Origin of the sequence: Aureibacter tunicatorum (genome assembly GCF_036492635.1) — a bacterium.
Taxonomy (GTDB): Bacteria; Bacteroidota; Bacteroidia; order Cytophagales; family Cyclobacteriaceae; genus Aureibacter; species Aureibacter tunicatorum.
Genome location: NZ_AP025305.1, coordinates 186,996 through 212,831, shown reverse-complemented (window position 1 = coordinate 212,831; position 25,836 = coordinate 186,996). Strand labels below are relative to the sequence as shown.

The 25,836-nt window shown below is 38.9% G+C and carries 11 protein-coding genes; 3 read left to right on the top strand and 8 right to left on the bottom strand.

The annotated features are described in order from the left end of the window. The first annotated feature begins 94 nt into the window (after positions 1 to 94). Positions 95 to 1,525 (top strand): DUF6427 family protein, encoded by a 1,431-nt coding sequence (locus AABK36_RS00765; RefSeq protein ID WP_309937107.1) that lies wholly within the window; start codon positions 95 to 97, stop codon positions 1,523 to 1,525. A 173-nt stretch (positions 1,526 to 1,698) separates the two neighbouring features. Here AABK36_RS00765 and AABK36_RS00760 read toward each other — a convergent pair whose 3' ends face one another. The 4 genes from AABK36_RS00760 to AABK36_RS00745 all read right to left on the bottom strand — a co-directional run bounded on the left by AABK36_RS00760 (position 1,699) and on the right by AABK36_RS00745 (position 13,619). Beyond that, the gene (locus tag AABK36_RS00760) at positions 1,699 to 2,988 is read right to left on the bottom strand and encodes an OmpA family protein (protein ID WP_309937106.1); all 1,290 of its coding nucleotides are present in this window, start codon (positions 2,986 to 2,988) and stop codon (positions 1,699 to 1,701) included. A gap of 12 nt (positions 2,989 to 3,000) precedes the next feature. Next, complete coding sequence (locus AABK36_RS00755; protein WP_309937104.1) at positions 3,001 to 3,984, bottom strand: PorP/SprF family type IX secretion system membrane protein; 984 nt, start codon at positions 3,982 to 3,984, stop codon at positions 3,001 to 3,003. Positions 3,985 to 3,989: 5 nt separating this feature from the next. Next, positions 3,990 to 13,253: an HYR domain-containing protein gene (locus AABK36_RS00750; protein ID WP_309937103.1), complete on the bottom strand. Its 9,264-nt coding sequence runs from the start codon at positions 13,251 to 13,253 to the stop codon at positions 3,990 to 3,992. A gap of 96 nt (positions 13,254 to 13,349) precedes the next feature. Next, positions 13,350 to 13,619, bottom strand: coding sequence for a DUF493 family protein (locus AABK36_RS00745; RefSeq protein ID WP_309937102.1), 270 nt, complete (start codon positions 13,617 to 13,619; stop codon positions 13,350 to 13,352). A gap of 345 nt (positions 13,620 to 13,964) precedes the next feature. On the opposite strand from AABK36_RS00745, the gene dnaE reads away from it, so the two are divergent. Then, entirely contained in the window at positions 13,965 to 18,275 is a 4,311-nt protein-coding gene (gene dnaE / locus AABK36_RS00740) for a DNA polymerase III subunit alpha (protein ID WP_309937101.1), read from the top strand. A 37-nt stretch (positions 18,276 to 18,312) separates the two neighbouring features. On the opposite strand, the gene AABK36_RS00735 is transcribed toward dnaE, so the two are convergent. The 3 genes from AABK36_RS00735 to AABK36_RS00725 all read right to left on the bottom strand — a co-directional run bounded on the left by AABK36_RS00735 (position 18,313) and on the right by AABK36_RS00725 (position 21,604). After that, entirely contained in the window at positions 18,313 to 19,632 is a 1,320-nt protein-coding gene (locus AABK36_RS00735; RefSeq protein ID WP_309937100.1) for an LPP20 family lipoprotein, read from the bottom strand. Further along, positions 19,616 to 20,941, bottom strand: coding sequence for a hypothetical protein (locus tag AABK36_RS00730; protein WP_309937099.1), 1,326 nt, complete (start codon positions 20,939 to 20,941; stop codon positions 19,616 to 19,618). The genes AABK36_RS00735 and AABK36_RS00730 overlap by 17 nt, the downstream gene beginning before the upstream one ends. Before the next feature lie 96 nt (positions 20,942 to 21,037). Further along, complete coding sequence (locus tag AABK36_RS00725) at positions 21,038 to 21,604, bottom strand: hypothetical protein (protein WP_309937098.1); 567 nt, start codon at positions 21,602 to 21,604, stop codon at positions 21,038 to 21,040. A gap of 510 nt (positions 21,605 to 22,114) precedes the next feature. Here AABK36_RS00725 and AABK36_RS00720 point away from each other — a divergent pair. Further along, a complete protein-coding gene (locus tag AABK36_RS00720) occupies positions 22,115 to 23,959 on the top strand; it encodes a hypothetical protein (protein WP_309937097.1) in 1,845 nt (614 codons plus the stop codon). A 70-nt stretch (positions 23,960 to 24,029) separates the two neighbouring features. Here the strand turns inward: AABK36_RS00720 and AABK36_RS00715 are convergent, their stop codons facing one another. Continuing rightward, positions 24,030 to 25,733: a Na/Pi cotransporter family protein gene (locus AABK36_RS00715; RefSeq protein WP_309937096.1), complete on the bottom strand. Its 1,704-nt coding sequence runs from the start codon at positions 25,731 to 25,733 to the stop codon at positions 24,030 to 24,032. Positions 25,734 to 25,836 lie beyond the last annotated feature (103 nt).

The following is a 25,836-nucleotide window of genomic DNA, read 5'->3' as shown; positions in this document are numbered from 1 at the left end:
ATGTATCTTTTCAACCCAAAGCTCGAACTTAAGTTAAAAAGCATACAAAAATAAAAAACAGGAATTTAATTAACTCACTAAAAGGCGCAATTCTTTGTTACAGTATTTTAGAATCAACGACCCGTTTAGACTTGCATGGATTTTATTGATATTATTCATCGCCCAAATTCCAATATGGACAGGCCCTGAATTTGTGACCCAGTTCCAATTAAAAGGATTTATCATTGGCGAAGCCCTGAATGGAGGCAACACCATGTACAAAGATATTTATGACTCTACAGGACCATTATCAGCTGGATTTTACTGGATGTATCATAATATCTTCAACAACTCGTTATGGGCTGATCGAATATTAGGAACGCTCATCGTCTTCATTCAAGCGGCCATTGTAAACGCAATCCTCAATAATTTAAAAGTTTACAATGAAAGCTCTTATATTTCTGCCTTAGTCTACTCGTTTCTTTGCTTGTCTTTCTTCACCTTTTCATTGTTATCGCCTTGGATGCTAAGCATGCCATTCGTTTTGATGAGCATTTACTTCACCATTATCCATATGAATAGCAAAACCAAAGATGATATCTACCTCATTATGGCAGGACTTCTTATGGGCACGGCTTCGTTATTTTATTGGACCAACTCTTTGTATATCATAGGCATAGAAGTCATACTAGTGGTTTCTTCAGCCACAATATTCAGACGATACCTTTTATTTTTATTCGCATCCATATTGCCTATAGCAATAGCGTACTGCTACTTTTTTATTTTTGACGCTTCTTCAGAATTTTTCTATCAAAATAGCCTTTCTTTCTTCAATATCGGTTCGCATTTTTCAGTATCGAAATACGGCATTCTTATTCCTGTAGCTATTCCTTTAATCATGCTATTTGCTTCATTTTTTAAAATGGTTGAAAGAGCATCATTCAATTTCAACCAAGCGAAAGTAAATACTTCTATGGTTTTGTTGCTGATTATAGGCCTGTTTGCAACAGCATTCAGTGATGGAAAGGAACCTTCAAAATTCATCTTTTTGCTGTTCCCAATGACATATTTCATATGTTATCTGCTTTTGCTTATTCAGCGAAGATTCATTGCTGAAATATTCTTTGGGGTGCTTTCAGTAAGCGCGTTGCTCACTAATTACAATAGCTATTATCAAAAAGGCTTCATGTCAGAAATTTTGAATTTGAACAAATTGACCGCAAAGCACGAGCCTGACAATGCACCATTCGAAAACAAAAAAATATTGGTCATTGGCGAGGACTTAAGCCATTACGCAAAAGCTAAGTTATCGACACCTTATCTTAATTGGGAAATATCAAAACCATTGTTTGAAGAGCTGGATTATTACGATAACCAAACAAATCTATATGTGAACTTCAAGCATCATGCTCCTGACCTCATTATAGATGAAAAAGGCGTATTCAAAAACATTCAGAACACAATTCCTTTAATTAAAAAAAGCTACAAATTAATAGAGGAAGGCGATATCAGCATTTACTCAAAATCAGCTTCACTGAAAAAATAGATAAAGTCTTAAAGCCACCTTTTTGGGGTGGCTTTAGAACTCTACTACATTGGTTAAAAACCAATGGGAACACATTTACACTACACTAATTATATGTGGTTTTCTTTCGTGTTTTGTAACCAGTAAATGCTATAAATTTTCTAATTAATTTTTATAATCCTATTTTAAAGCCTTTAGTTTCTATCTTTTAGCATTAAAATAACTCTTCTATTTTTTTGACGGCCTTCTTTTGTGGTATTTGGAGCCGCGGGATCACTGAAACCTTTGCCGACTATTTTCATTCTGCTCGGAGAAATATCATGTTGTTGCAAGAAATTAAATATTGACAATGCGCGTCTTCTCGACAAATCTTCATTATACGTTTCGGACCCAATATGATCTGTATGCCCAATGACCATAACATCATAAGTTGGATTATCCATTAAAAAAGGAACTACTTCTTGCTTCAACATCATCTTATATCCCGCTCTAATATAAGTCTTGTCGAAATCAAATAATATCGGCATGAAAATCGGCGCTTTTGCAACTTTTGGCTTTGGCAAAACAGCAGGAACCTCTTCAACAATAGCTTCAGGTTCATATTTTTTAGAGCTAAGCATAAATACCTCTATCTTTTTTCGCTCTCTAGTGCTTGCGACAAAAGCCATCTCCTCATTTGGATAAATACTAAAATACGCGTCAAACGCGCTAGTATTCACATGTTTGCCCATATTCACAGGGTCCGTCCATTGACTATAGTCATTGCCGAGCCTCTGGGACATGTATACATCCGCGCTTCCTTTCCCTCCAGGCCTATTACTTGAAAAATAAAGCGTATTCTTGTCATCAGACATAAATGGAGTTATCTCATAATATGGGGAATTTATATTGGAAGGCAACCGATGAGGATCACTCCACTTCCCATTCTTGCCTAACATTGAAATATAAAGGTCCTCATTGTCCGATTTTTTATCAGGGAATTTAGATAGTATCACCAAATCACCTTCCGGATGAACATAAAAACTATACAAAGAATCAATCACATTCTTTCCATGCACTTTCATCTGTTCCGGTTTCACCCATTCATTTTCCTCCAACCTTGTATATGACAAGCCATTGGCTTTTTTAGCCCTTTTATCATATGTGCCTAACAGGTATAGGGTGTCTCCAGAATAAGATATTCCCACTACGGCATTATTTCTTTTATTATTCAGAAGCGAATCATATACTCCTCCAGCTTTTAGATCGGAAAACTTATAATGAAATATATCCTGACTTTCATAACTTGTCTCTCCTGACTCATCTTCCAGCATATTAGCTTTCACAACATAGAGAACATCCATCGAGTCATTATAAAGAGGAAAAAAAGTAGGCAGTTCCGAGTTTATAGGCAATTTCTCCACACTATAAAAATATGGTACCTGTTGTGCTCTGGCAGAGAACGCCATCAATAGAAATACCAGAACAGTAGCAACTTTATTCATAAACAGAATTATTTAACGAATTTGAAAACCTATAATTACTTCATGAGACCCATTGCTGTATCTGCTCAAATCATTCTCTATCATGCTATAACTATATGATACTTTATACTTATCGACAAATCTGGCTCCTATCATAGCGATCCAACTATTATTGGAAATATAAGATCCTCCGACCCATATTCGCCTTTTGTAATACAAGAGCAAATTGAAATCCAACACTGTTGGAGCAGGAGGCACAATGTGGATCAAAAGAGTAGGTCTTAATTCCAGCTTATGAGAAAGAGGTATCATATAACTTCCCATTAGCAAATGGCTTAAATACAATTTCGACACATTGCTTCTGTCATCCACTACATACCTATTATCAACCGTAGTAATCGAGTACCCCAAATTCAATCGATCAGAATACAAATACACTCCGCCATCAAAATTGTAGAACTTTCTATTTTCATAATCATTCGCGTATCGCAAATAAGTAGGGTCGTTGGGGTTCACTAATTTGCTGGCGTTCTCTTGGATAAAATTATCCCTTGTCCAAAGCGCTCCCAAGCCCAAACTAACCTTGTACCTTTCGCTAATTCGATAATGAACGGCTCCCGCCAACTTTACATTAACGGTCTCAAAAGCGCCATACTTGTCATAATAAACCAATGCTCCCAATCCGAACATGAACCTTCTTTCACCTTCTTCTTTCGCCAACTTCAAAACATCATTATCTTCACCCATTCTCAAGCCTCCGATCGGGTACTCTTTGGGTTTCCAGCTATTCAACCCAAAATTTGCGGCGAAAAAAAACGTCTCGGGAGATTCATTGATGCCATCCCATTGCTTTCTAGCGCCAGCATCCAAATCCATAAAACCATTTTTCCCTATTGTCGCCGAGTTGATCAAATATTGATTCTCAACATATTGTCCAAAATACTCAAGCATCTGGGCATTGCAGTCTGAAAAATAGACAACAAATAAAGCAATCAACAAATACGCTCTCTTTAACATGCTATTTATCGTATAATTGTAATTATTCCATTAATTTTATTATTCTCATCATCATTCAATTCGATGACGTAGTAATATGTCGCAACTGGCAAATCGGATCCATTTTTCCTTCCATCCCATTCATCCTCATATCCGTCGGAAGAGACAAAAAGCTCATTGCCTGACCGGTCATAGACTTTCACTTTAGCCTGTGGATAGTAACTTATGCCTATGATTTCAAAAGTGTCATTAATTCCATCTCCGTCAGGAGTAAAAACATCAGGTATATCCAGTCCTCTAATGACAAAAACACTCGTTTCTTTCTCTATCGCGCACTCTCGATAACCTTCATACCAAGCAGATAAAGTGTAATCAATACTCTCTGTTGGCGTGCATATTGGATTCATAATATTCGGATCATTCAAAAACTTGGTAGGCATCCAAGAAAACCTGTTCGCCTCTACAACTGTAGGCGTAAACTGTATAGGTCTGTCGTAATGCGTAGTATCGTACCTATTCAAGCTTACGCTTATCTTCGGCGCAACCTCTACAGTCATCATGCATCTGGCGGATCTTTTAGCGCTATCCTCCACAAACCATGTCACCAAAGTCGTATCCCCGACAGGATAATCGCCACTAGCATTATCAGTATTGTTAAAGGAGTTTCTGAGTTCAATTATATTGCAATTGCCCTTGATCTCAGGCATAGGCACCTCCACATAACTGACACAAGAGGTAATGTTCGGAGGACAAGTGATTTCAGGTCTCTGACTGTCATTCACTGTCACCGTAAAAGTGCAGATTTGATCGAAATTGCCTGAGAATGCTCTATACTCCACAGTGGTTTCTCCAATATTAAAGAAGTCACCCGGTTTATAATTGGACGTTATTTCTCCGCAATCTGAAACCAAGGTCGGCGGAATCCAATAAACTCTCGCTCCACATTCATTGTAAGTGTTATTTACAACCAAATCAGCTGGGCAACCTTGAATCAATTCATCTTGATATGGTTCCACAGTGACAAAAGCATTGCAAGACGCTTCATTGCCATACTTGTCCGTCACAGTCAAAACAACTTCATCAACACCTAGATCATCGCAACCAAACTCGGTTTTGCTCAATTCAAGATTCACCGATTGAGCGCAATTATCATAAGAACCATTATCTATGTCATTCACATTAAGCTTTGCAGTTCCTCTACGGGGAAGCGTAATTGTATAGTCCTTGCATTTGGCAACCGGAGGAATATCATCGTACACCTCCACTTCAAGTATCAATCTAAAATCCAGGCCATCAACATCAACTCCGCCAATCAAAACAGTGTATTGCCCTAAATCCAACTCCGATCCAGGTCCCGGAGATTGAAAGTTCACGGTAACGCCTGGATTCATACTAGTTAACTGTTGACCATAATCCGGTAGCGAAGCCATGCAATTTTCATTAATTGGTATTCTTTCAGTTGAAGGGAAGTGTATGTCATCCCTATTCACTCTTATTATAGTCTTGCATTTGCCGACATTATTGGACTGGTCTATAGCTACGATATCCACAGCATTATCCCCATAATTCAACACGGTTCTAAATTCAGGCAATTGGAACAACGACTGAACAGTGCAATTTTCGATAATGTCCTCTGGTCTCAACGAATCAATCACATTCACTACAAGGTCAGGCAACTCTTGAGGCGTTGCGATCAATTCAATGGTATCAGGACAATAAACAACAGGAGCTATCGCGTCTATCACATTCACTCTAGCCAATGCTTGAGAAGTATTGCCATCATCATCCGTTACGCTTAGAGTCACCTCATTCAAGCCCAAACTATTGCATTCAAACACTTCCATACTTACTGTTCTTTTCAGCATTCTATCGCAACTTTCAAACGATCCGTCATCGATATCATCAGGTCCAAGCTTATAAAAACCGTTAATGTCCAGATAAATATCTGTGTCTTTGGCTAATGCCACAGGCGACAAAGTGTCTATCACATTCACTACTGATAAGCATGAGGATTTAAAACCAACAGAATTAGTCAGTGTCAATTTCACCTCATTCTCGCCAATATCAGCACAGCTAAAGCTGGTTCTCTGCGCATTAAAAACTACTTCATCCAATGAACCGCAAGGATCGTAAGACCCTCCATTCAACTCCATTGGATCTATCTGAACTTGTCCAGAGAAATCTAGGTATATATCAATATCCTCGCAAATAGCTTCAGGACTTCTACCAATACTCAAAAAGGTTCTGCAAGAATCTATGCCTCCATCATCATTCGTTCCAAATAAAGTCACTTCAACGATACCAGCATCAACCAATGTTCCTGCCTCCGGCACTTGGCGAATATTGAATAGTTGAGGGTTAATAGCTCCAAACTCCGACTTCAAATCCACTACAGGGGCTCTGCATGATTGATCAGCTTGCACAGTCACAGGGTCCACACAATTCAGTTGCGATTCCGGAGACGACTCTATCTCCAAAGTCAACCACCCTTTAGAGGCGTTTCTGGCAACATCAAAAGCGTCAATTTCCACATGATAAGAACCTACTGCCAACCTTTCCCCTTCAATGGGATTCTGGGTAACGGACAGTAATGCGCAATTATCCTGTACATCCTTCAAATCAGGAACGGTTCCTATATTTGAATTATCAGCGACAATAGTGATTATCTCTCCATCATTCAATATCATAGGAGGCTCTTTGTCTTCAACTGTAACCGCAAAATCGCAAGTTGCTATGACCGTCCCTGAATTATTCTGAATAGAATATTCCACTAGAGTAGTTCCTACTGGAAAAATCTGCCCTGAGTTGAAATTGCTGGTTATCGTTAAGAAATCGCAACTATTGCTCACCACTGGTTCTGTCCATACAACCTGAGCTCCGCAAATTCCAGGATCGGTATGATTAACAACAATATCAGAAGGACAATATCTTAATGGATTAACCGCTCTTACCGTTTTAACAACTTCTCCTCCACAATGTCCATTGGAAGGAGTTACTGTGTATTGCACTTTATAAGACTTTCCAGCAATAGCATTGGTGATTCGGCCTGTCAAAGGATCAATTTGTTCTCCTACATTCTGATTGTCTACAAGCGTAAATATCCCACCTGCTGGGCTAAAAGTGCTTGGAGCGGCATAAACACCCACGCAAAAGTCGTCAAACTCAAAATCCACATCATCATTTTCAAGAACTCTAACGACCTGAAAACCTTCTGTTTGGCAAGGCTCTGGCGTGGTATATGACACCAAATATTCTCTACCGGGGATTCCTCCTGTGATCATTCCATTGACTGGATTAACTTGCGCGCCATCTCCAGGCTGTCTTACAAAATCAAACGTTCCGTTGAGATCTCCCAAGATTATCGCTTCAACTGGATTATCCGCGCAAAATGGTTCGATGTAAAAACTTGAATCAGCTCTTTGAATAACATGAACAGGGTCTGTAAAAGTATTAGGGCATATTGAACCAGCGGCTCCAGTTGTATTATACACTACTTCATAAGTCGCATCTGATAAATAATCTGACAATACTCCGGTCTGAGCGTCGATACTAGCTCCTCCTGGGTTTTGTGCGCCCAATGAAAATCTTCCTCCCGGTATGGCTATATAATTTGGTCCATTAGCATCCTCAAAACAAAAATCATTGAATATAAAAGACGCATCATCGAAATTTTTCGCTAATACACGCAAGCTCGTTGAGTCAGGACATTGCCCATTTGTCTTGTATTGAACAGAATATGTGCTTCCCGGCGTAAATCCAGATATATGACCTGTTCTTGAATCAATAACAGCAGGTCTTCGAGAATTGCCTAGCAAACTGAAAACACCTCCCGGAGTAACAATTCCTTCTGGCATATTATCATCTGTTGGACAAAAATCTGGAAAATCAAACGCAGGGTCTTGAAGTTCAGGGTTTTCAACACTAATCCCGGCTATAGTATAACAAGTATTCACAAATGACGACCTAACAAAAAACTCACCAGTCACATCAATAGCCATAGCCTCAGCATTTGTAAGAGGATCTCTATTTTCCAAAGCATCTTGATACGATCTAAAAAACAGGTTATTATCAGCATCGGTCATCACTACTGAATTTGATGTGATATCAACCTTGCCCGGCTTACAGACCGTCTCTGGGTTGACTATGGTTACATCAGGGTTTTTATTTTGAATGACATTGATTGTATCTACTCTTGCGCATAAGCTAATACGATTTACTGCCCTTATATAGTAATTTCCTCCTCCGACAGATGAAGGATTCGGAACCAAATTATCTCCAGAACCTTCTATAGCATCTATAAAGCTCAAATAATATGAAAACTCTAAATCCTGAATATCCGGTGTTCCAGCAGTGATGTCAGGCGTATTTATCGCTATATCAACTCCATCACAAATAGGCGAGGGATCATTTATTACCAAATCAGGTCTTGGTCTTATCTCAAAATCAACAGTGTCCGAGGCCCTGCATATAGTAAATGTGTCATGAAAAAATACGGTATCCAGTATCTGATTCACAATTCTATACTGACCTGGTTCAGATGCTATCAAATCAACTAAACCTATATTCTTATTCGCAAACTGAATTCCTTCCGGAATAGAGAACAGCTCTCCAATTGAAGATCCTACCGGAACTATCGGAACTGGATTACCGTCGCTTTGACAATATGAACTATTGGGATAGGAGAATGAAGCATTAGGCGTTTCTATTATTTCAAAGTCAATAGTAGTCTGTTGAGAAGAACAAGCAGGAGTCGGTAAACTAGTATAGGTGATTAAATACTTATTTTCATCGCTCAAGTTCAAATCTATATCTCCAGTATTCGGGTCAATATTCAAACCTGCTGGCGTAGCTGAAAATAATCCTCCGGGCGAAGCCACAAAATCTGGAGAAACAATGTTATTTAGCTGGACTCTTGGCGGATTTCCAGTGCCTTCCAATACATTATCCACACAATAGGTGGATTTAGGATAAGTAAAATCTGAATCGTTAAACTGTTCTAATTCGATTCTCACATCTGAAGAAGATGAGATGCAAATATTTTCAGGGTCAGAAACAGTCAACTCAAAATCAACATAGCCTAACTGCGAATCCAAAGGATCAAAATAGTATCTCGGATTGATCGCATCCCTATTACTGAAGTTTCCGCTTCCATAACTGTCCCATCTTACGACTCCATTCAAAGCCGTTCCGGATAATGTCACTGACTTTTGCGTAGTGCATATCACCATACCTGTGCCAGCGTCTGCAAATGGTCTAGCTTTTACATCAATAGCAAAAGTATCACTCACTGTTTCAGTGCAACCCTCACTCTGTCTTGCGCTTAATATAAGGTTGACAACCCTTCCGCCATCGCCCACACTCGAATTATAGATAGGGCTCACAGACATGGGGTTCAAAATGGTTCCGCTTCCATCCGTAGTCCATTCAAATGAATCCGCTTGATACAACTTTACTCCTTGAACTTGATATTGATCCAAAGCGCATAATCTTGCCTCATCGCCAAGACTAAAATCAATTCGAGCAGGAGAATTTATTCTAATTACAACCGCTCCAACCTCAAAACACGCATCTTGATTTTCACTTCTAATATAATACGTCCCCGCATCTATAGCTCTTGCTTCATTCAGAGGAATAGGGTTTCGCTTTTCGATCGCGTCAATCATAGTTTTGTAATAACTAAATGTAACGCCTACCATTGTACTCCCATCCACAATCGAAGGTGAAGTAAGATCCACTCTATCAGGGGAGCAGGCGACCGGTGGGTCTGTGATTATTAATATCGGATTTTCAAATATTGTAACATCATTATCCATTTCGGAAGGACAAACACCTGCGTTTGGATTCTCAACATTGATATTCGTTCGGTACCTTACTGAATATGTTTCACCACCAACTCCATTATATATTTCACCTGTAAATGTATTGATTGAAACATTATCCGAATTTGGAATATAATCCAAGCCTGTATCCGCAAAACTGAACGTTCCCCCAGGTGTCGCAATATTCGTGGCTTGATTTTGACTTCCCTCGCAATAATCTTCCAAGTCAAAAGAAGCATCATCTCTTGGAACGCTTATCGCATTAATAGCGTCCGAAATGGTAACGCAACCTTGTGTATTCTCCGCTCTTATAAAATATTCCTTGCCGTTTGGCCTTGGCCCACCATCGACATTTGTCGGATCAACTATAGGATCAATATCATTAACCGCATCAATACTATCTGTATAGTATTTCAAAGGCGGATTGCCTCCCATATCATTAAAATAAATAACTTCGACATCCAATTGAGTTAAATCAAATGAAGCAGGCTCGCATTGCGCTGAAGGCTGGCTCAAAATATTGATCATAGGCTCTTCAAGCATTATCACATTCATTTCAGCTTGTTGCATGCAGCCATCAGGTTTTGTAATAACAACCCTATAAGCTCCTGCTCCAACTAAAACTCTGTCAGCATCATCAGGAGGCAACGGCATTGGGTTCGCTTGTCCCAGATCAAAAAACTCCAAAGTAAAGTCTGTTAAATCTCCAACAAAATATGTAGGATCCTTTATATCAACTTTTCCCGCGCTTTGGCAAAAAACGATGTTTCTTTGAACTTGAATATTAGGACTTTCAAGAATTTTCACCTGACTGCTGAACTCTTCTCTAGGACAAGCGCCAACAGCTTCTATAGTATTGGTAACTGTATAAGTATTTGGACTGCTATTAATCAAATCAATAATTCCTGTACTGGCATCTATAGCCAATCCATCCGGGCTCGCCGAAAAAATTCCTGCTGACCCTCGATTTGTAAAGTGAGGTGATAATTGTCTTGGCTCTTGGCAGAAATCTCCATCTAAATACTCAAAAGACGCGCTTGGGCTTTCTTGTATGGAAAATCTAAAGGTATATTCATCGGAACAAATTCCTTGACTGACTGCATATTTTATTTCAAAATCCCCAATTGAGCTATTTATTACATTTACAACTCCTGTTTGGGTATTAAGATCCAATTGAGCTGAAGGCGTCAATGCATTATAGCTAAAAACACCTCCTGAAGTACGAATTACAGTCGGTGCCGCTTGCAACTCTGAGTTGCAAAATGTCCCTTTTTCATACTCAAAATAAGGGTCAGGAACCTCTAAAACGGTAACTGTCTCCTCACTTGTGCTCGGACACAAGGACTCTTGACTGCTTCCTGTAAAATATCTTACCTCATAAGTTACATTCGCAACTCCTCCTATAATTTCACCTGAGCCTGGGTCTATCATTGCAGGCCCGGCAATCACTCCAAATGGATCTCCAGAACCCTCAACTCTAAATGCGAACATCCCCCCTCTAATAGTTCCATCATCTAAGACAGGACGGCCTGAAGCATCCTCGCAAAAATCATCAAAATCAAATTCAGCAATATCCCTATCCCTGATTACAGCAGTAACCATCGCAGGGCTAGGAGATTCACACCCATGAACATTATCCCTCAAGACGGCCCAATAAATACCTGAAGTCAATACATTTGAAGGGTCTGGAACAGGTATTGTCAACTGCTCGTCCTCAAAAAACAATAAGCTCAACCTTGAAGGGTCTTGAATATTAGTCGTAAACATTATTGTATTAAGGTCAACAGCACTACCATCGCAAGCTACATCTGGTTCTTGAGTAACCGTAATATTCGGCGCGATTATCTCAAGCACATCCGCTCTTAACACATTAAAACAGCCACTATTGGGATCAAATGCTCTAATATAGAAAAAGCCAATAGGTATATTATCAGGATCAACTTGATGCTCTGAGCTTCCGTCAATAGCCGCTTGATAATTATCATACACCACTACTTCAAGACCTTGATCAATGAGTTGTTGATAATTTGGAACCAAATCCCGTACATTCGCCACATCCCCTGTGCATTTACTTACATCAATAGTTTGCAAAGCTGGCGGGTCCGAGATTGTAATTGTTTGCTCATAAGTATATGTGGGCCTGCAATCAGTAACAAGCGTATTCGTAATTCGATAAGTTCCCGGTTCCGAAGCTATCAAATCGATCTTTCCCAAAGAATAATCTTTCCAAACTATTCCTGTAGATGGACTCACTTTCAATGTTCCAAAGTAATTCCCTTGACTCAAAGTCGGAACAGCAACCATATCAGCCGAACAAAAGGTTTGCTTTGGATAATTAAACTCTGCACCGTCAGGAGCCGCTACAACAGAGATCTGTTGGGAAATAGTTGATGGTCTTCCACAGTCCGAAACAAAACCATGAACTCTTGTAAGACTTCTAGCTCCTCTGACAGTATAATACAAACAGCCATCAACATTTCTTGAGAAACCTGTCACCTTGCCCGGCACTATCAAATAATCATAAACTTTGAAATATTCTGTTCCTGATGAGTTTGTTTCCAAAAAGGCTTTGTAAATAATTGAATTTGTTCCTGTACCACTTCCGCTATAGGTTGTCGTGATATAAAGCGTATCATAACTATCATATATCAAATCACCACCTGAAAAATGAACCAACCTGCCTCTATCATACATTTGATACTTTTTATTGGGAGAAATTGTCCTTGAAAATGAGCCATTATTTAAATCTATTTGGCTTTTATCAATCTGATAGACGTATTGACCAGACCCATACTGTATGTTCCCCTTGGAATCAAAAGCCAATTGAGCGGCTCCATTACTAATTCGAGCGATAGGATTTACTGCCCAATTATCAGATCCATCTGTATTATAATAAAACAACCGAGCATTAGAGCCTGTCTCAATACCGAAAAGCTTGTTCTCAAATTCCGTTTCCACAGGACCTAGAGCGATATGAGCTCGCATATCATTCAAACTCGTCTCCCTTGTCAATCTAGCTGTAGCCCCCTCAAGCCTTACTCTATATATTCCTTGCTCGGGAGAACCTACTTTAATATTCGAAAGGTAAATGACTCCAGCTTGAGACTTGATCCCTGAAGCCATATCTCCAGATGACAAGGCTGCTCGCAAGTCACCTGTTAAAACGGCTTGGGTCGTTCCTCTATCGCTAAATGTATATGAAACTGTGTAATCTTTAGGTAATGGAGATACTTGATTTGTAATTAATAAGTCTCCGGTATTGGGATCGACCGACACTCCTTGGTTTTCAGGAGAAATAGAAAACTCCCCTCCGGAAAGCCCGCTTACATGGGCATTTACAACTTTTGATGTATTGGGCCTGCAAAAAGTATAACCCGCAGGATAATCAAATTCTTGAGCAAATAGCTTTTCGCTAGCCAAGCTTAAGACCAACGCAAGAACAATGGCAAATGATTTATTAAAAATTCTCATAAACAATTTAACTGACTAGCTTTAATTAATCATTCTATAAAGCCTAATACCAGTTAAATTGTTTAATGATATGAATTAATTTACTTATTCTTCTTTCTATAAAGAAATTATGCCTTCTATTTTTTTGGCGTTAATATATGTGTCAATGACAATTTCACTGGACGAAGCCTTGTGCTTAGTCGTCATACTCACATATTTGCCATTTTTTGAGGGCCTTTTACTCCAACTAGCGTTAGGAAGCAAATTTTCCACTTCTCCAACCTTGTCATTGGCAACGATAAACTTGAATACATAATCGCCAGGAAAACTATGTTGCTCCTCAAGCTTTTTCTTGAATTCTACTATCGAAGGGTCTGTATAAGTCATATTGTTGATGTTAAGAATACACTTTATTTAATTGCTTGACTAGAAGTCCATAATGCCATAACAGGCCTTTATTTCTCCCAGTAACGTAGTAATTCCCTCAATAATATATATGTTAATCAAGGAAATAGTCGCAAAAGTAGCAGAATAGATTCTTAATCTCAAAAATTAAAGCCTTCATTCCTACACTCAAATATCGGAATGCCCTCATGGCTTTCCATTAAAAAAACTTTAATTTTGCTTATAAATTTGATTCGGTTGGCGTGAGTATGATATATTCAATGATTATATGTTATTTCATTCTATCCTATTCATATTTCCCTGTGTACCAAGATTTTTCTTTAAAATATGTATTTAGTTTACGATACCGAGACCACCGGACTTCCGAAGAACTTTTCCGCGCCAATCACCGACCATGAAAACTGGCCAAGGCTAGTCCAGTTGGCTTGGCAAATTCATGATGAAAAAGGCGACTTGGTGGAAGTCAAGAATTTCATCGTAAAACCCGACGGCTTTACCATTCCATTTAATGCTGAAAAGATCCATGGTATTTCTACCAAAAGAGCAATGAAGCAAGGTATGCCTCTTGATTATGTATTGGAAGAATTTTCCAAGGCCGTGGAAAAATCAAAATTCGTTGTTGGACACAATATTGGCTTTGACGTCAATATCATGGGAGCAGAATACGACAGACGTGAATGGGATACCGGCCTGATCATGGACATGCCTGTCATTGATACCAAAGATGAAGCCACCGACTACTGCGCCATCCCTGGGGGTCGTGGTGGCAAATTCAAATGGCCTACGCTGACGGAACTGCATACGAAACTATTTGGCGAAGCATTCGCAGAAGCCCATAATGCCTCTGCCGATGTTGAAGCCACGGCAAGGTGTTTTCTGGAATTAATCAGAATAGATGTCATAGGCCATGAAAGGCTTGGCACCACAGAAGACGTTATCAAGGTATTTAAGGATAATAACCCCAAGACCATTGAGCTTATAGGGCTGAATATCGAGCCTTACACCCCTGATAATGTCGAATTCGCAGAAGAGGACAGCGATTCTGGAATTACCAGTCAAGCTTCAGACATTGATCTGACAGATATTCCTTATTCGCACTTGCATGTGCATTCTCAATATTCGGTATTGCAAGCAACTTGTCAAATAGGAGGAATCGTCAACAAAGCCAAAGAAGACGGCATGCCTGCCGTGGCGTTAACGGACCATGGAAATATGATGGCGGCCTTTCACTTTGTTAGGGACGCACTCAAGGCTGAAATCAAACCGATATTAGGCTGTGAATATTATGTGGCCGAAGATTATAAAAAAAGACAATTCACCAAAGACAATCCGGATCGCAGATTCAATCAAGTGCTAATAGCCAAGCACAAAGAAGGCTATCATAACTTGGCAAAAATGAGCTCTCTGGCTTATATCGATGGATTATACGCTGGTTATCCTCGAATTGATAAAGAACTTATAAAAGAATACAAAGAAGGCTTAATGGCTTTCACGGGAAGCCTAAATGGTGAAATTCCAAATCTTATACTTAATGTCGGCGAAGAAAAAGCCGAAGAAGCATTTAAATGGTGGCATGAACAATTTGGAGATGACTTCTATGTAGAATTAATTCGCCATGGACTGCCTGAAGAAGATCACGTCAACGAAGTATTATTTGGCTTCGCACAAAAATACGGTGTCAAATACTTCGCTTCCAACAATGTCTATTATGAGAATCAAGACGGATCGAACGCTCACGATATTTTGCTATGCGTGAAAGATGGAGAGAAGCAATCAACACCGATAGGGAAGGGAAGAGGCTTCAGATACGGATTTCCTAACGATCAATTCTACTTCAAGAGTCAAGCTGATATGAAAGAGCTTTTCAAAGATCTTCCTGAAGCTATCGTCACTACCAATGAAATCGTCGAAAAATGCGAATCATATAAGCTCGCTAGAGAAGTCCTTCTTCCTGCCTTTGACATTCCAGAACAATTCATCGACCCCAAAGATGAGGAAGACGGTGGCAAAAGAGGTGAAAATGCCTTTCTAAAGCATTTGACGTTTGAAGGAGCAAAGAAAAGGTATGATGAGATTACCCCTGAGATAAAAGAAAGGCTCGACTTTGAGTTGATGATTATAGAGAAGACTGGATATCCGGGATACTTTCTAATCGTACAGGATTTTACTTCTGCCGCTCGAGAAATGGGTGTTTCAGTTGGTCCGGGAAGGGGATCTGCCGCAGGTTCCGCTGTGGCATACTGCATCGGAATTACAAATGTTGACCCTATTGCTTACGACCTGCTATTTGAGCGTTTCCTAAACCCTGACAGAGTATCGCTTCCCGATATTGATATTGACTTTGATGATGAAGGAAGACAGAGAATCATCAATTGGGTAGTTGACAAATATGGCTTTAACCAAGTATCGCATATCATCACCTATGGTACAATGGCTGCAAAATCATCCATAAGAGATACTGCAAGAGTACTTGACCTTCCTCTTCCTGATGCTGACCGAATAGCCAAGCTAGTTCCTGACATGAAGCTGAAAAAGCTCTTTGGCATGGATGACAGACAACTTTCTGACAAGCTCAATTCCGAGCAGATGGATATGGCTCATCAACTAAAAAGCATTGCCGCGCAACCTAATCTGGAAGGAGAAGTAGTTAGCACAGCCAGAGTATTGGAAGGTTCAGTGAGGAATACTGGTATCCATGCCTGCGGAGTAATCATTACTCCGGATGATATACGTAAATTCATTCCTGTATCCACTGCCAAGGACGCTGACCTTCTTGTTACACAGTTTGACAACTCTGTAGTGGAAGATGCTGGAATGCTGAAGATGGACTTTTTAGGCCTAAAGACACTAAGTATCATTAAAGATGCCATCAGGATCGTCAAGGAAAGGCATAGCGTGGAAATAGATCCAGATGAAATTCCTCTTGATGATAGCAAGACATACGAACTTTACCAAAGAGGAGAGACCAACGGTACATTCCAGTTTGAGTCTCCGGGAATGCAGAAGCACCTTAAAGCTTTGAAGCCCGATAAATTCGGCGACCTTATTGCCATGAACGCCTTGTACCGTCCAGGGCCATTGGAGTATATTCCAAACTTTATCGCCCGTAAACATGGACAAGAGCCTATCATCTATGATTTGGGTGACATGGAGGAATACCTTGCCGAAACTTACGGTATTACAGTTTACCAAGAGCAGGTGATGCTTCTGTCTCAAAAGCTCGCAGGATTCACCAAAGGTGAAGCCGATATGCTTCGTAAAGCGATGGGTAAAAAGATATTTGCTTTGCTGGAAAAACTCAAGCCTAAGTTCATCGACGGAGGAAAAGAAAGAGGCCATGACGAGCAAAGATTGAATAAAATATGGAAAGACTGGGAAGCGTTTGCGGCTTACGCTTTCAACAAATCCCACTCAACATGTTACTCTGTAGTTGCTTTCCATACCGGATACCTGAAAGCCAATTATCCGGCAGAATATATGGCTTCGGTGCTAACGCATAATATGAATGACATCAAAAAGGTTACTTTCTTTATGGAAGAATGCCAAAGAATGGGAATTCCTGTATTGGGGCCAGATGTCAACGAATCCCAATTGGACTTTACGGTAAATAATAATGGAGAAATTCGTTTCGGCCTTGGTGCAATCAAAGGTGTTGGAGAAGGGGCTGTAGAAGTAATCATCAAGGAAAGAAGCAATAAAGGCTCATTCAACTCTATTTTCGACCTTACTAAAAGAATCGATTTAAGGTCTGCCAATAAAAAAACGTTGGAAAACCTCGCACTGGCCGGAGCTTTCGATTCTTTTCAGAATATTCATAGAGCCCAATTTTTTGCCCAAGATCAAAAAGGATTAAGCTTGCTCGAAAAGTCGATAAAGTTTGGCGCTTCCCATCAAGAAAGCGAGAACTCGGTTCAGACATCTCTTTTTGGCGGTGATTCAGGCGTGCAAATGCCTGAGCCTGAGATTCCAACTTGCGAAGAGTGGAGCACTATGGACAAGCTTAATAAAGAAAAAGAAGTTGTCGGTATTTATATCTCCGGTCACCCTCTGGATGATTACAGGCTAGAGCTTGAAAACTTTTGCAATCAAGGCATTGCGGACCTGAGCAAAGACAACCCTGAGAGCTTGATCGGCAAAGAGATCACTATCGGTGGTTGCGTAAGCCAAATTGGACATAGATTTACCAAAAAAGGCCAACCATTTGGAACGCTAACAGTAGAGGATTATTCAGGCTCATTCACATTCTTCCTTTTTTCTGAGGATTATGTGCGCTTCAAGCAATACATGGTCGAAGGCTGGTTCTTGTTCATCAAAGGCAAAATGCAACGACAAAGATGGGATGAAACCAGAATTGACTTCAAAATCAGTCAAATCGAATTGCTAAGCGATGTTAAAGATAAATATTGCAAAGGGTTCAAAATCTCTGTCAATGTTCAAGAACTTGACGAAGGTATCGCTGAATTCATGACTGAAATCCCGCAGAAGCACCCCGGATCGATTCCTTACCATATAGAACTAATCGATAGAGGAAATCAAATCCAAGTTGACACGATGTCAAGAAACTATACGGTAAATCCTGATAGTAAACTTCTGGAAGAACTCAAGCAATATCCAGAATTGAAATGCAAGCTTATTTAGAGCATTAACATATTTGAAGCCGCTTTCTCAAGTGGCTTCATTCTTCACCTATTACATTTCTATCGACAATCGGCATTATATCTTTTTGCCAAGCCCAAATCAATTTGCTTTCCTCGGCATAGATATCATCGGACTCAAGCAACTGGATTTTGGAAGACTTGTCTTCCTTAATAGCTTCTCCATTCAAAGATGCTTTTATCAACAAAGCTTCTTCGCTTACTCTATCAATTCTAATACTCAACTTTGTAGCATTTCTTCCTTCACGAACTAAGTTCACACCCTTATCTACAAGCTGTTCTTTTATTCTTTGGTTTAACCTCGCATACTCAATACCTTCGAAATCAATCATCAGTTCAGGTTGCTTAATTTGAACCGCTAACTTTAATAATTTATCCGCTTCAAAGCTGTCATGAAACAAGCCTCTTACCAATAAATCAGCAGTATACTCTTCAGCAATATTTTCCAAAGTTATGTTTATATCCAATGTTTGGCTTTGAACATGCTTTTCAAAGTTTTTCAAGTCAACAAACCCTCTACCTTGCTTATCAGTGAATTCTGTCGACGAGGAGTAATAATTGTCTATGATTTTGTAGTCAAAGGGTAAATCAAATACGTTTCGGCCCAATGCGTCTTTAGTTTCAAACATCGCCTTGTTTATTCCAACTTCCAGCGATTTTCTATCAATAAAGATATCTTTTACAGGCTCAATTCTGATCGAATCGATAATGTCAACAACCTTTTTTTTGCATGCATTCGCCAAATCAATATCCTCGCCATTCAACTCCGCCAAAGTTGATTCGTCAAAATACTGACTTATATAAGACAATGCCTTCAGGTAAGTTTGAATAGCCAAAGCATGTTTGCCTTGATCATAGTATCCACCAGCTTGCACAAAGCTCTTTAGAGAATTGGCCAAATTTTGCTCTTTTCGAGCTTTTTTCCTGGCTTCATACTCAAGTTTGGAAATAGAGCACATCACCCATATTTGATCTACCGACTCAAACTGCTGATCAACTTGATAACCTTCCACCATATCCTCGGCATGCAATTTAACCCTATTGAAAAGATAAGATGATTTAGTCTGGCTATCTTCAATATCATAAAGCAATGAACTGCTGGATACATTAACAGATATTTGAGTTACCAGATCCGACAACGCATTTCTTTCAGCCTCTTTTCTGTATTGATCCGGATATCCGCTACGAGACGCTTTGCCTATTCCTATATATCGACCAGAAACTTTTGGTTTCATTTTAACCCACTCGGGCAAATCTTCAAACTTTGCGTCGCGTTTAGCTCCAGCGCATGAAGCAAAAACCAATAAAATAATCAAAAAGCGATTAATCTTCAGGATCATAATTCAAAATGGCTAAATTAATCTTGCTGGAAAATTCAGACAATAAGTTATTCGCCAACTCTTCCGAACCCTTTAATTTCATTCGATTATCGAACTGGCTTCTCAATTTCGATATAGAGCCCGACGATAAATCAACTTTATCTATCGGAGAAGCTTCATTTTTCGATTCCCATTGTCCCGGAACTAAATTCTTAGCCCCACCATCATAAATTGAATACTCAACTTCGTCTTCAACAGAATCCGTCAAATATCCGCTGGCTAATATCACGCCATCAAAGATTGAAATTAGTTTATACTGCAATGAAATATGGCAAGTGGACTTCTGATAATATTCATCATACCAGACTTTGCGATAATCGTATTTCGTCACCTCCTCGCCAGCCTCGTTTTTTGACTTTGTCGCCACTTTGTGGTATGCTTTCTTTCTGCGTTGTTCCTTTTTACCTGTATTAGTCTCATATTGGTCCACATCCACTCGCATAATTGCCTTCAATCCTTTTGGCAAACGTTCAGTATTATTGCTTTGTGCCAATGTTCTTTCGTCGATGTCCACAAATTCCAAAAAAGGAGAATCGATATGACTCATATGGCTGTAGATATAATCCTTCGCCTTGGACTTTCCTTGACTTGTCCAACCCGTTGATGAGACCAAGCCAATTACAAACCTTGCCTTCTCCTTGGCTTCTTTCATATACTGGGAAGATTGTTTGTATAGCCTTATTTCTTCAAATGCATAAAAAGCCTTTCTAGGCTGATTTGCGTCCAAATAAGAGATACCTTTTAAATATTTAGGTTCTTTTACGGCGACTTCCAATTGCTTTTCGCTATCTCTAAATTGAGAATCTATATTCACGATCTCTTCAAATACAAGCTTGGCCCCGCTATAATTTCCAGCCGTAAGCTCTCTCATTCCCGCAGAATATCTATTGCCTAAATATCCTTCTTTTGCCTCTCTAAAATAGATCTCAGAATCACTATGTCTCAATAGCGAAATTCCGAATTCTTCAGCACGCTCTACAATAGACAAAGCATCCAAATACAAATATGTCGCAGATTTATAATCCTTGACACTATAAGCTTTCTGAAAATCTTGGCGTTTTTGGTCCAGAATAATCTGAGAGCTCTTTTTCAATCCAAGTATAGCTTCTACATCTTTGTCATTGCTTAAAAGAGACTTGTAATAATAGTTCGCCGCTTCGTCAAAGGATCCGCTCTGTTCCAGTTCAAAAGCCCTTTTTTTCATCTTGCTAGCCTTGCATGAACTCAGCATCAGGATCAAAATGAACACTCTAAATACTATTCTATTCATATCAACACTTAAAGAAATCAAAAATGGTTCAAAGGATCGCCTATGAGATGGGGTACAGCGATCCAATGAACATATAAATTTTCATATCTTTTATTACTATTGATTCTTAAGCGCGTCATGAAAAGTTTTTTTGAACTTTTCATAATTATAATCCACTCTTAGTATTTCGTCTTGGTTAATCTTGTCGCTCAATGGCGTAAGCAAGTCATCAACTTTGATCTCATAAGCCAAATACGATCTATAAGAGCCATTCTTGGTTTTCGTCAACTTCTCGCAAGCAGTGATGTAATTGCTGATTTTTTGTTCGATGACTTCTCTGGTTAACTCCTCATACCTTTTTTGAATCACCTCGCCATCCTGTGTCTCAGTCGAATTTTGATAATTATCCACGACTACTTGAACCGTGGTTTGAATCTTTCCCGCTAATTCTTGCAGGGTATTGTTTCTTGCTTTCTTCTTAGCAAGCGTCAAATCTTGACTTTCACCCATAGAAGTCGCTCTGATAAAATCCTCATCCGATTTATATTCTTCTCCAGAACAAGGAATGATCACTTCGATTTCCTCTCCACTGTCAATAGCAGTGGCTACTTTTTTTGATTTGCATGACTCTAAAAACATCCCTGATGCCAGCAATGCTACGAAGGCTAAACTTGACTTTTTCATGTGTAGTAGTTTTAGTTAGCTATTTTTTGAAGGAATAATAAAAAATAAATCCCTCTAATTTAACTCAAATAGTGGTTTTGTACAAATAATAAAAAGTGAGAAACCAAAAAAGGCCTCTCACTCTTCGTCTAAAAAGCGAATTCTATCTCGACATGGAGCTCCAAATTCCGTCAATTGCTTACCCAAACTAATGCCAATTTTCCGACTATCAGGAGTCCATCTCTGACAGAGAGATTATGAAATCCAATTTCACAATTCAGCATATTAGACACAACATTGGAGCATAAAAGAGGGGAACACAAGTGCATATTTTTCCAAAAAGTAAAATATAACTCTTCAAATTAAATATATGTAAAAATATAAATTCACACCCTCAATATCACCCTCACATACCCTCAAACGTTGAATATTGCCTCATTTTAAAGCTGTTTTGAAATCACATTAACAACACTTCTCTGTATTTATCTCAAACAAGATTAAGGCTTGTCTTTATTTCAAAACAATTGATCTATGAATACAACGTTATCTTTTATAAAAAGAAAAATGCAACAATTTGATCGTTTAATCTTCCGATTGGCTTCAATACTGTTATTGTCATTTTTCATCACAGGCATTGCCTATGGCAAAGAACATTCCTCTCTTGACCTAGTCAAAAATAGATATAAAGAAGCTATCAAATTATCCTCTAACGGTTATAAAGATTCCCCCTTTCTTTTCCAAGATCTCTTCAATTCAATAGATTCTATCATCACTTTCGATAAAAGCATAAACAAGGAAATCGCCGACTCTTTAGCTTTGTATGGCATATATTCGCAAATGGAAATAGCCAATGTCCAATTCTATTCCAAAAAAAGAGATTACTTCACGCCAATACAAAGCATAAAAAATTGGAGATATTACAATGCTGAGGATTATAGGCTGAGAATCTCCGTCATGTTATTCGAAGCCAGCTTTATGATGAAAGAGGGCAAACATCTTGAAGCCTTGAATATTTTCTTAAAAGGCTCAAAAATGGCAGAAAAAGCCAATGATTACCTATATATGGGCAGAGCTAAATATTATATTGGAAGAATTTTGACAGAAGAAGGAGATTTTGCTCAATCCAATATCATGCTCGACTCGGCATTATCGTCTTATAAAAAGGCCAACTATGACATTGGGCTTTCAGCGATTTACAATGCCATAGCCATGAATTACAAAGACCTCGAAAAGTACGATTCATCATTAGTCTATTATAAAAAATCTTTGTCTCATTTTCCTGACACCAGCACTTACAAGCGAAAAATGAATTTCGCCGCCCTAAATAACAATATTGGCAATCTTTTCTTGATTGAAGAAATGCCAGACTCTGCCTATTCGTATATCATTGCTTCCAACAATATCTACAGACAAATAAACAATTACCTGGACATCATACATTCCAACAATAACTTGGCTCGATATTACGCGCAAATTGGGAATAAAGACATGGCCATTGAAACCTACTTGAAGAATCCCCCTTTGGTCAAAGAAAGTAAATACAGAAACTTGTTGTTGCCAACTTACAGAGGACTTAGCGACATCTATGAAAAAGGCAATGAGACTAAGAAAGCATTAAAATTCTTAAAGCTCTACAATCAAATCAACGATTCCATCTACCATCAAAACAAGCTTAAAAACATAGAAGACAAATTGCATGAAGAAGAACTTGAAAAAAGAAGCTATCAGTACGAACTGCTCTTGCTTAAGAACAAAATGGAAAATCGTCAAAAAATAGGACTTGGAATATTCCTTTTGCTCTCCTCGGCGATCATGGGCGCCATCATGAAAAACCAGAAAAAGACGATTAAAAAGAAGAAACTAATTATAGAGCTCGAAAAAAGCCTCGCAAAAGAGCAACTTGCCACAAAAGAGCTTAAGAAGAACGAATTGGAATTTCAATTAAAATTTGAAAAAGACAAGTTTGTCAAAGCCCAATCAATATACCAAGAGCAAATAAGCATATACAATACACTCAACGAAAAAATCAACGCTTTAAAAAATGAGGAAGGCTATCTAAGAGTAAAACAAATCAAAGAGCTTCAAAACTGGATCAACCATTCCATCAATTCTTTGACTAAAAACGACCAAATGAATCAAAAGCTTGAAGAGCTTGAAGATAGCTTCACATTCAAAATCGAGCAGAATTTTCCAAACCTCAATGAGAATGAAAGAAAACTGTTGGGTCTTGTTAAAATGGATCTGAGCAACAAGGAAATCGCCACGATCCAAAATACTTCCGTCAAAGCTATCGAAATGAAAAAATACAGGCTAAGAAAAAAAATTGGCCTTGAGAAAAATCAATCTTTCAAGGATCTAGCCCTTTCAGATCACTAGACTATAAGTATTTTCAATAAAAAAGCCGATGCGAAATGCATCGGCTTTTGCTTATAAACTCTTTGGATTTTTAATCCATAATTCCATCCTCTGCCAAATCATTCGTTACATTGTAAACGTGATTAGCCAATAATTCAAAAGAGAAAATCATATCATAGAAGAACATACCGCTTTTCAAGCTATACTCAGATGCGTCAATAGCCTTGATATTCTGTTTTCTTAATTGCTTTCTCAAATGATTAATGCTGTTCTCGATATTTGAAGCTTCATCCTTTTGAACTTGTGAGAAGTCCTCTTGTCCCAAGTTTTTATTCATGATTTCTATCGACTGCTTGATCAACTCGCACATCTTATTCAAATCATTAATTTGGGACTGAGTCAATTCTATATTTTTAGCGAACATCTTCTTCACGGCCTTGGCAATTCTCAAGTAAATATCCGCCACACGCTCCAAATCATCGATTATGCTCAGCAATTCTTTAATTTCAACAGACTGGGAAGTAAATGTTCCAGACTCTGAAAGCTTCGTCAAATAATTCGCAATTTCAACCTTAAGTTCGTCTGTTCTCTGCTCGTACTTGCTGATTTTATTGTAATTTTTGTCTCTTTCCTCTTGATTTTGGGCATTGAGCATTCCTTCGATGAACTTGTTCATATCACCGACGATATATCCAAATCCACGAACTTTCTCAACAGCTTCTTGAACGGAAGAAATGATACCATCTCCCATGTATTCCAAATGAGACTCTTCATCTTCCTTGCCTCTTGACGGCACAAATTTGATTACAACATCCTTGATAAAGTTCACAAACCAAATCAACACAAAGACATTGATGATATTGAATAGTGTATGGAATAATGACAAAGATATCGTATTGAATGAATTCTCGCCTTGGATCTTGCTCACTAGCCAATCTCCAACCGAAGAAGTCATAATTGCCTTGATCAAATCAACAAAATACGGAAATGCCAACAACATCCAAAACACACCAAAAACATTGAAAATAAAGTGGGCTCTGGCAGCTCTCTTAGCGTGAACATTACCAATCATGGCCGCTAAATTAGCCGTTACCGTAGTTCCGATATTCTCTCCTAATACAATAGCGCATGCGATTTCCAGCGGAATCCAACCTTGGTTTACCATAATCAATGTGATTGCCATCGCCGCGCTGGAAGATTGAACAACTATAGTAAGCAAAGTACCAATCAAAACCGTAATCGGAATAGCAATATACCCCATTTCTGTCAAGTCTTGAACAAAGCTCAAAGCTTCAGGGTTGCTTTTCAGATCAGGCATAGCTGATTTCAACTCGCTCAATCCCATAAAAAGAATCGCGAAACCGATAATAACTTCCGACCAATATTTCCACTTGACGTTCTTTGCGAACATCATTGGAAATCCAATCGCGATAATAGGCAAGGATATCGCCGCAACGCTAAACTTTCCTAAACCAAGAAGCGTAATCAACCAACTGGTAACCGTAGTACCAATATTGGCACCCATAATCACACCTATCGACTGCACCAAACTAAGCAAGCCCGCATTCACAAAACTCACTACCATCACTGTAGTGGCTGAAGAAGACTGCACCAAAGCGGTAATCAATACTCCAGTGAGCATGCCCATGAAGCGGTTGGAAGTCATTGCGCCCAAAATGTTTCTCATTTTGTCGCCAGCGACATTCTGGATGCCTTCGCTCATCACCTTCATCCCGTAAATGAAGAACCCTAGGGCCCCGACAATTCTCAAGGCATCGAATATTCCGAATTCCATTTAAACTAAATTTTGTATTTATGTTCTATTGTAAGCTAAACGAATCTTCCCTAATCGTCAACTGCAATAATAGCGTATTTATACGTCGACATCGCAAAACTAC

Excerpts from the sequence above, each read along its gene's own strand:
- AABK36_RS00715 (WP_309937096.1), bottom strand. The coding sequence starts at position 25,733 with ATGGAATTCGGAATATTCGATGCCTTGAGAATTGTCGGGGCCCTAGGG.
- AABK36_RS00730 (WP_309937099.1), bottom strand. The coding sequence starts at position 20,941 with ATGAATAGAATAGTATTTAGAGTGTTCATTTTGATCCTGATGCTGAGT.
- AABK36_RS00725 (WP_309937098.1), bottom strand. The coding sequence starts at position 21,604 with ATGAAAAAGTCAAGTTTAGCCTTCGTAGCATTGCTGGCATCAGGGATG.
- AABK36_RS00755 (WP_309937104.1), bottom strand. The coding sequence starts at position 3,984 with ATGTTAAAGAGAGCGTATTTGTTGATTGCTTTATTTGTTGTCTATTTT.
- AABK36_RS00745 (WP_309937102.1), bottom strand. The coding sequence starts at position 13,619 with ATGACTTATACAGACCCTTCGATAGTAGAATTCAAGAAAAAGCTTGAG.
- AABK36_RS00760 (WP_309937106.1), bottom strand. The coding sequence starts at position 2,988 with ATGAATAAAGTTGCTACTGTTCTGGTATTTCTATTGATGGCGTTCTCT.
- AABK36_RS00720 (WP_309937097.1), top strand. The coding sequence starts at position 22,115 with ATGAATACAACGTTATCTTTTATAAAAAGAAAAATGCAACAATTTGAT.
- AABK36_RS00750 (WP_309937103.1), bottom strand. The coding sequence starts at position 13,253 with ATGAGAATTTTTAATAAATCATTTGCCATTGTTCTTGCGTTGGTCTTA.
- dnaE (WP_309937101.1), top strand. The coding sequence starts at position 13,965 with ATGTATTTAGTTTACGATACCGAGACCACCGGACTTCCGAAGAACTTT.
- AABK36_RS00735 (WP_309937100.1), bottom strand. The coding sequence starts at position 19,632 with ATGATCCTGAAGATTAATCGCTTTTTGATTATTTTATTGGTTTTTGCT.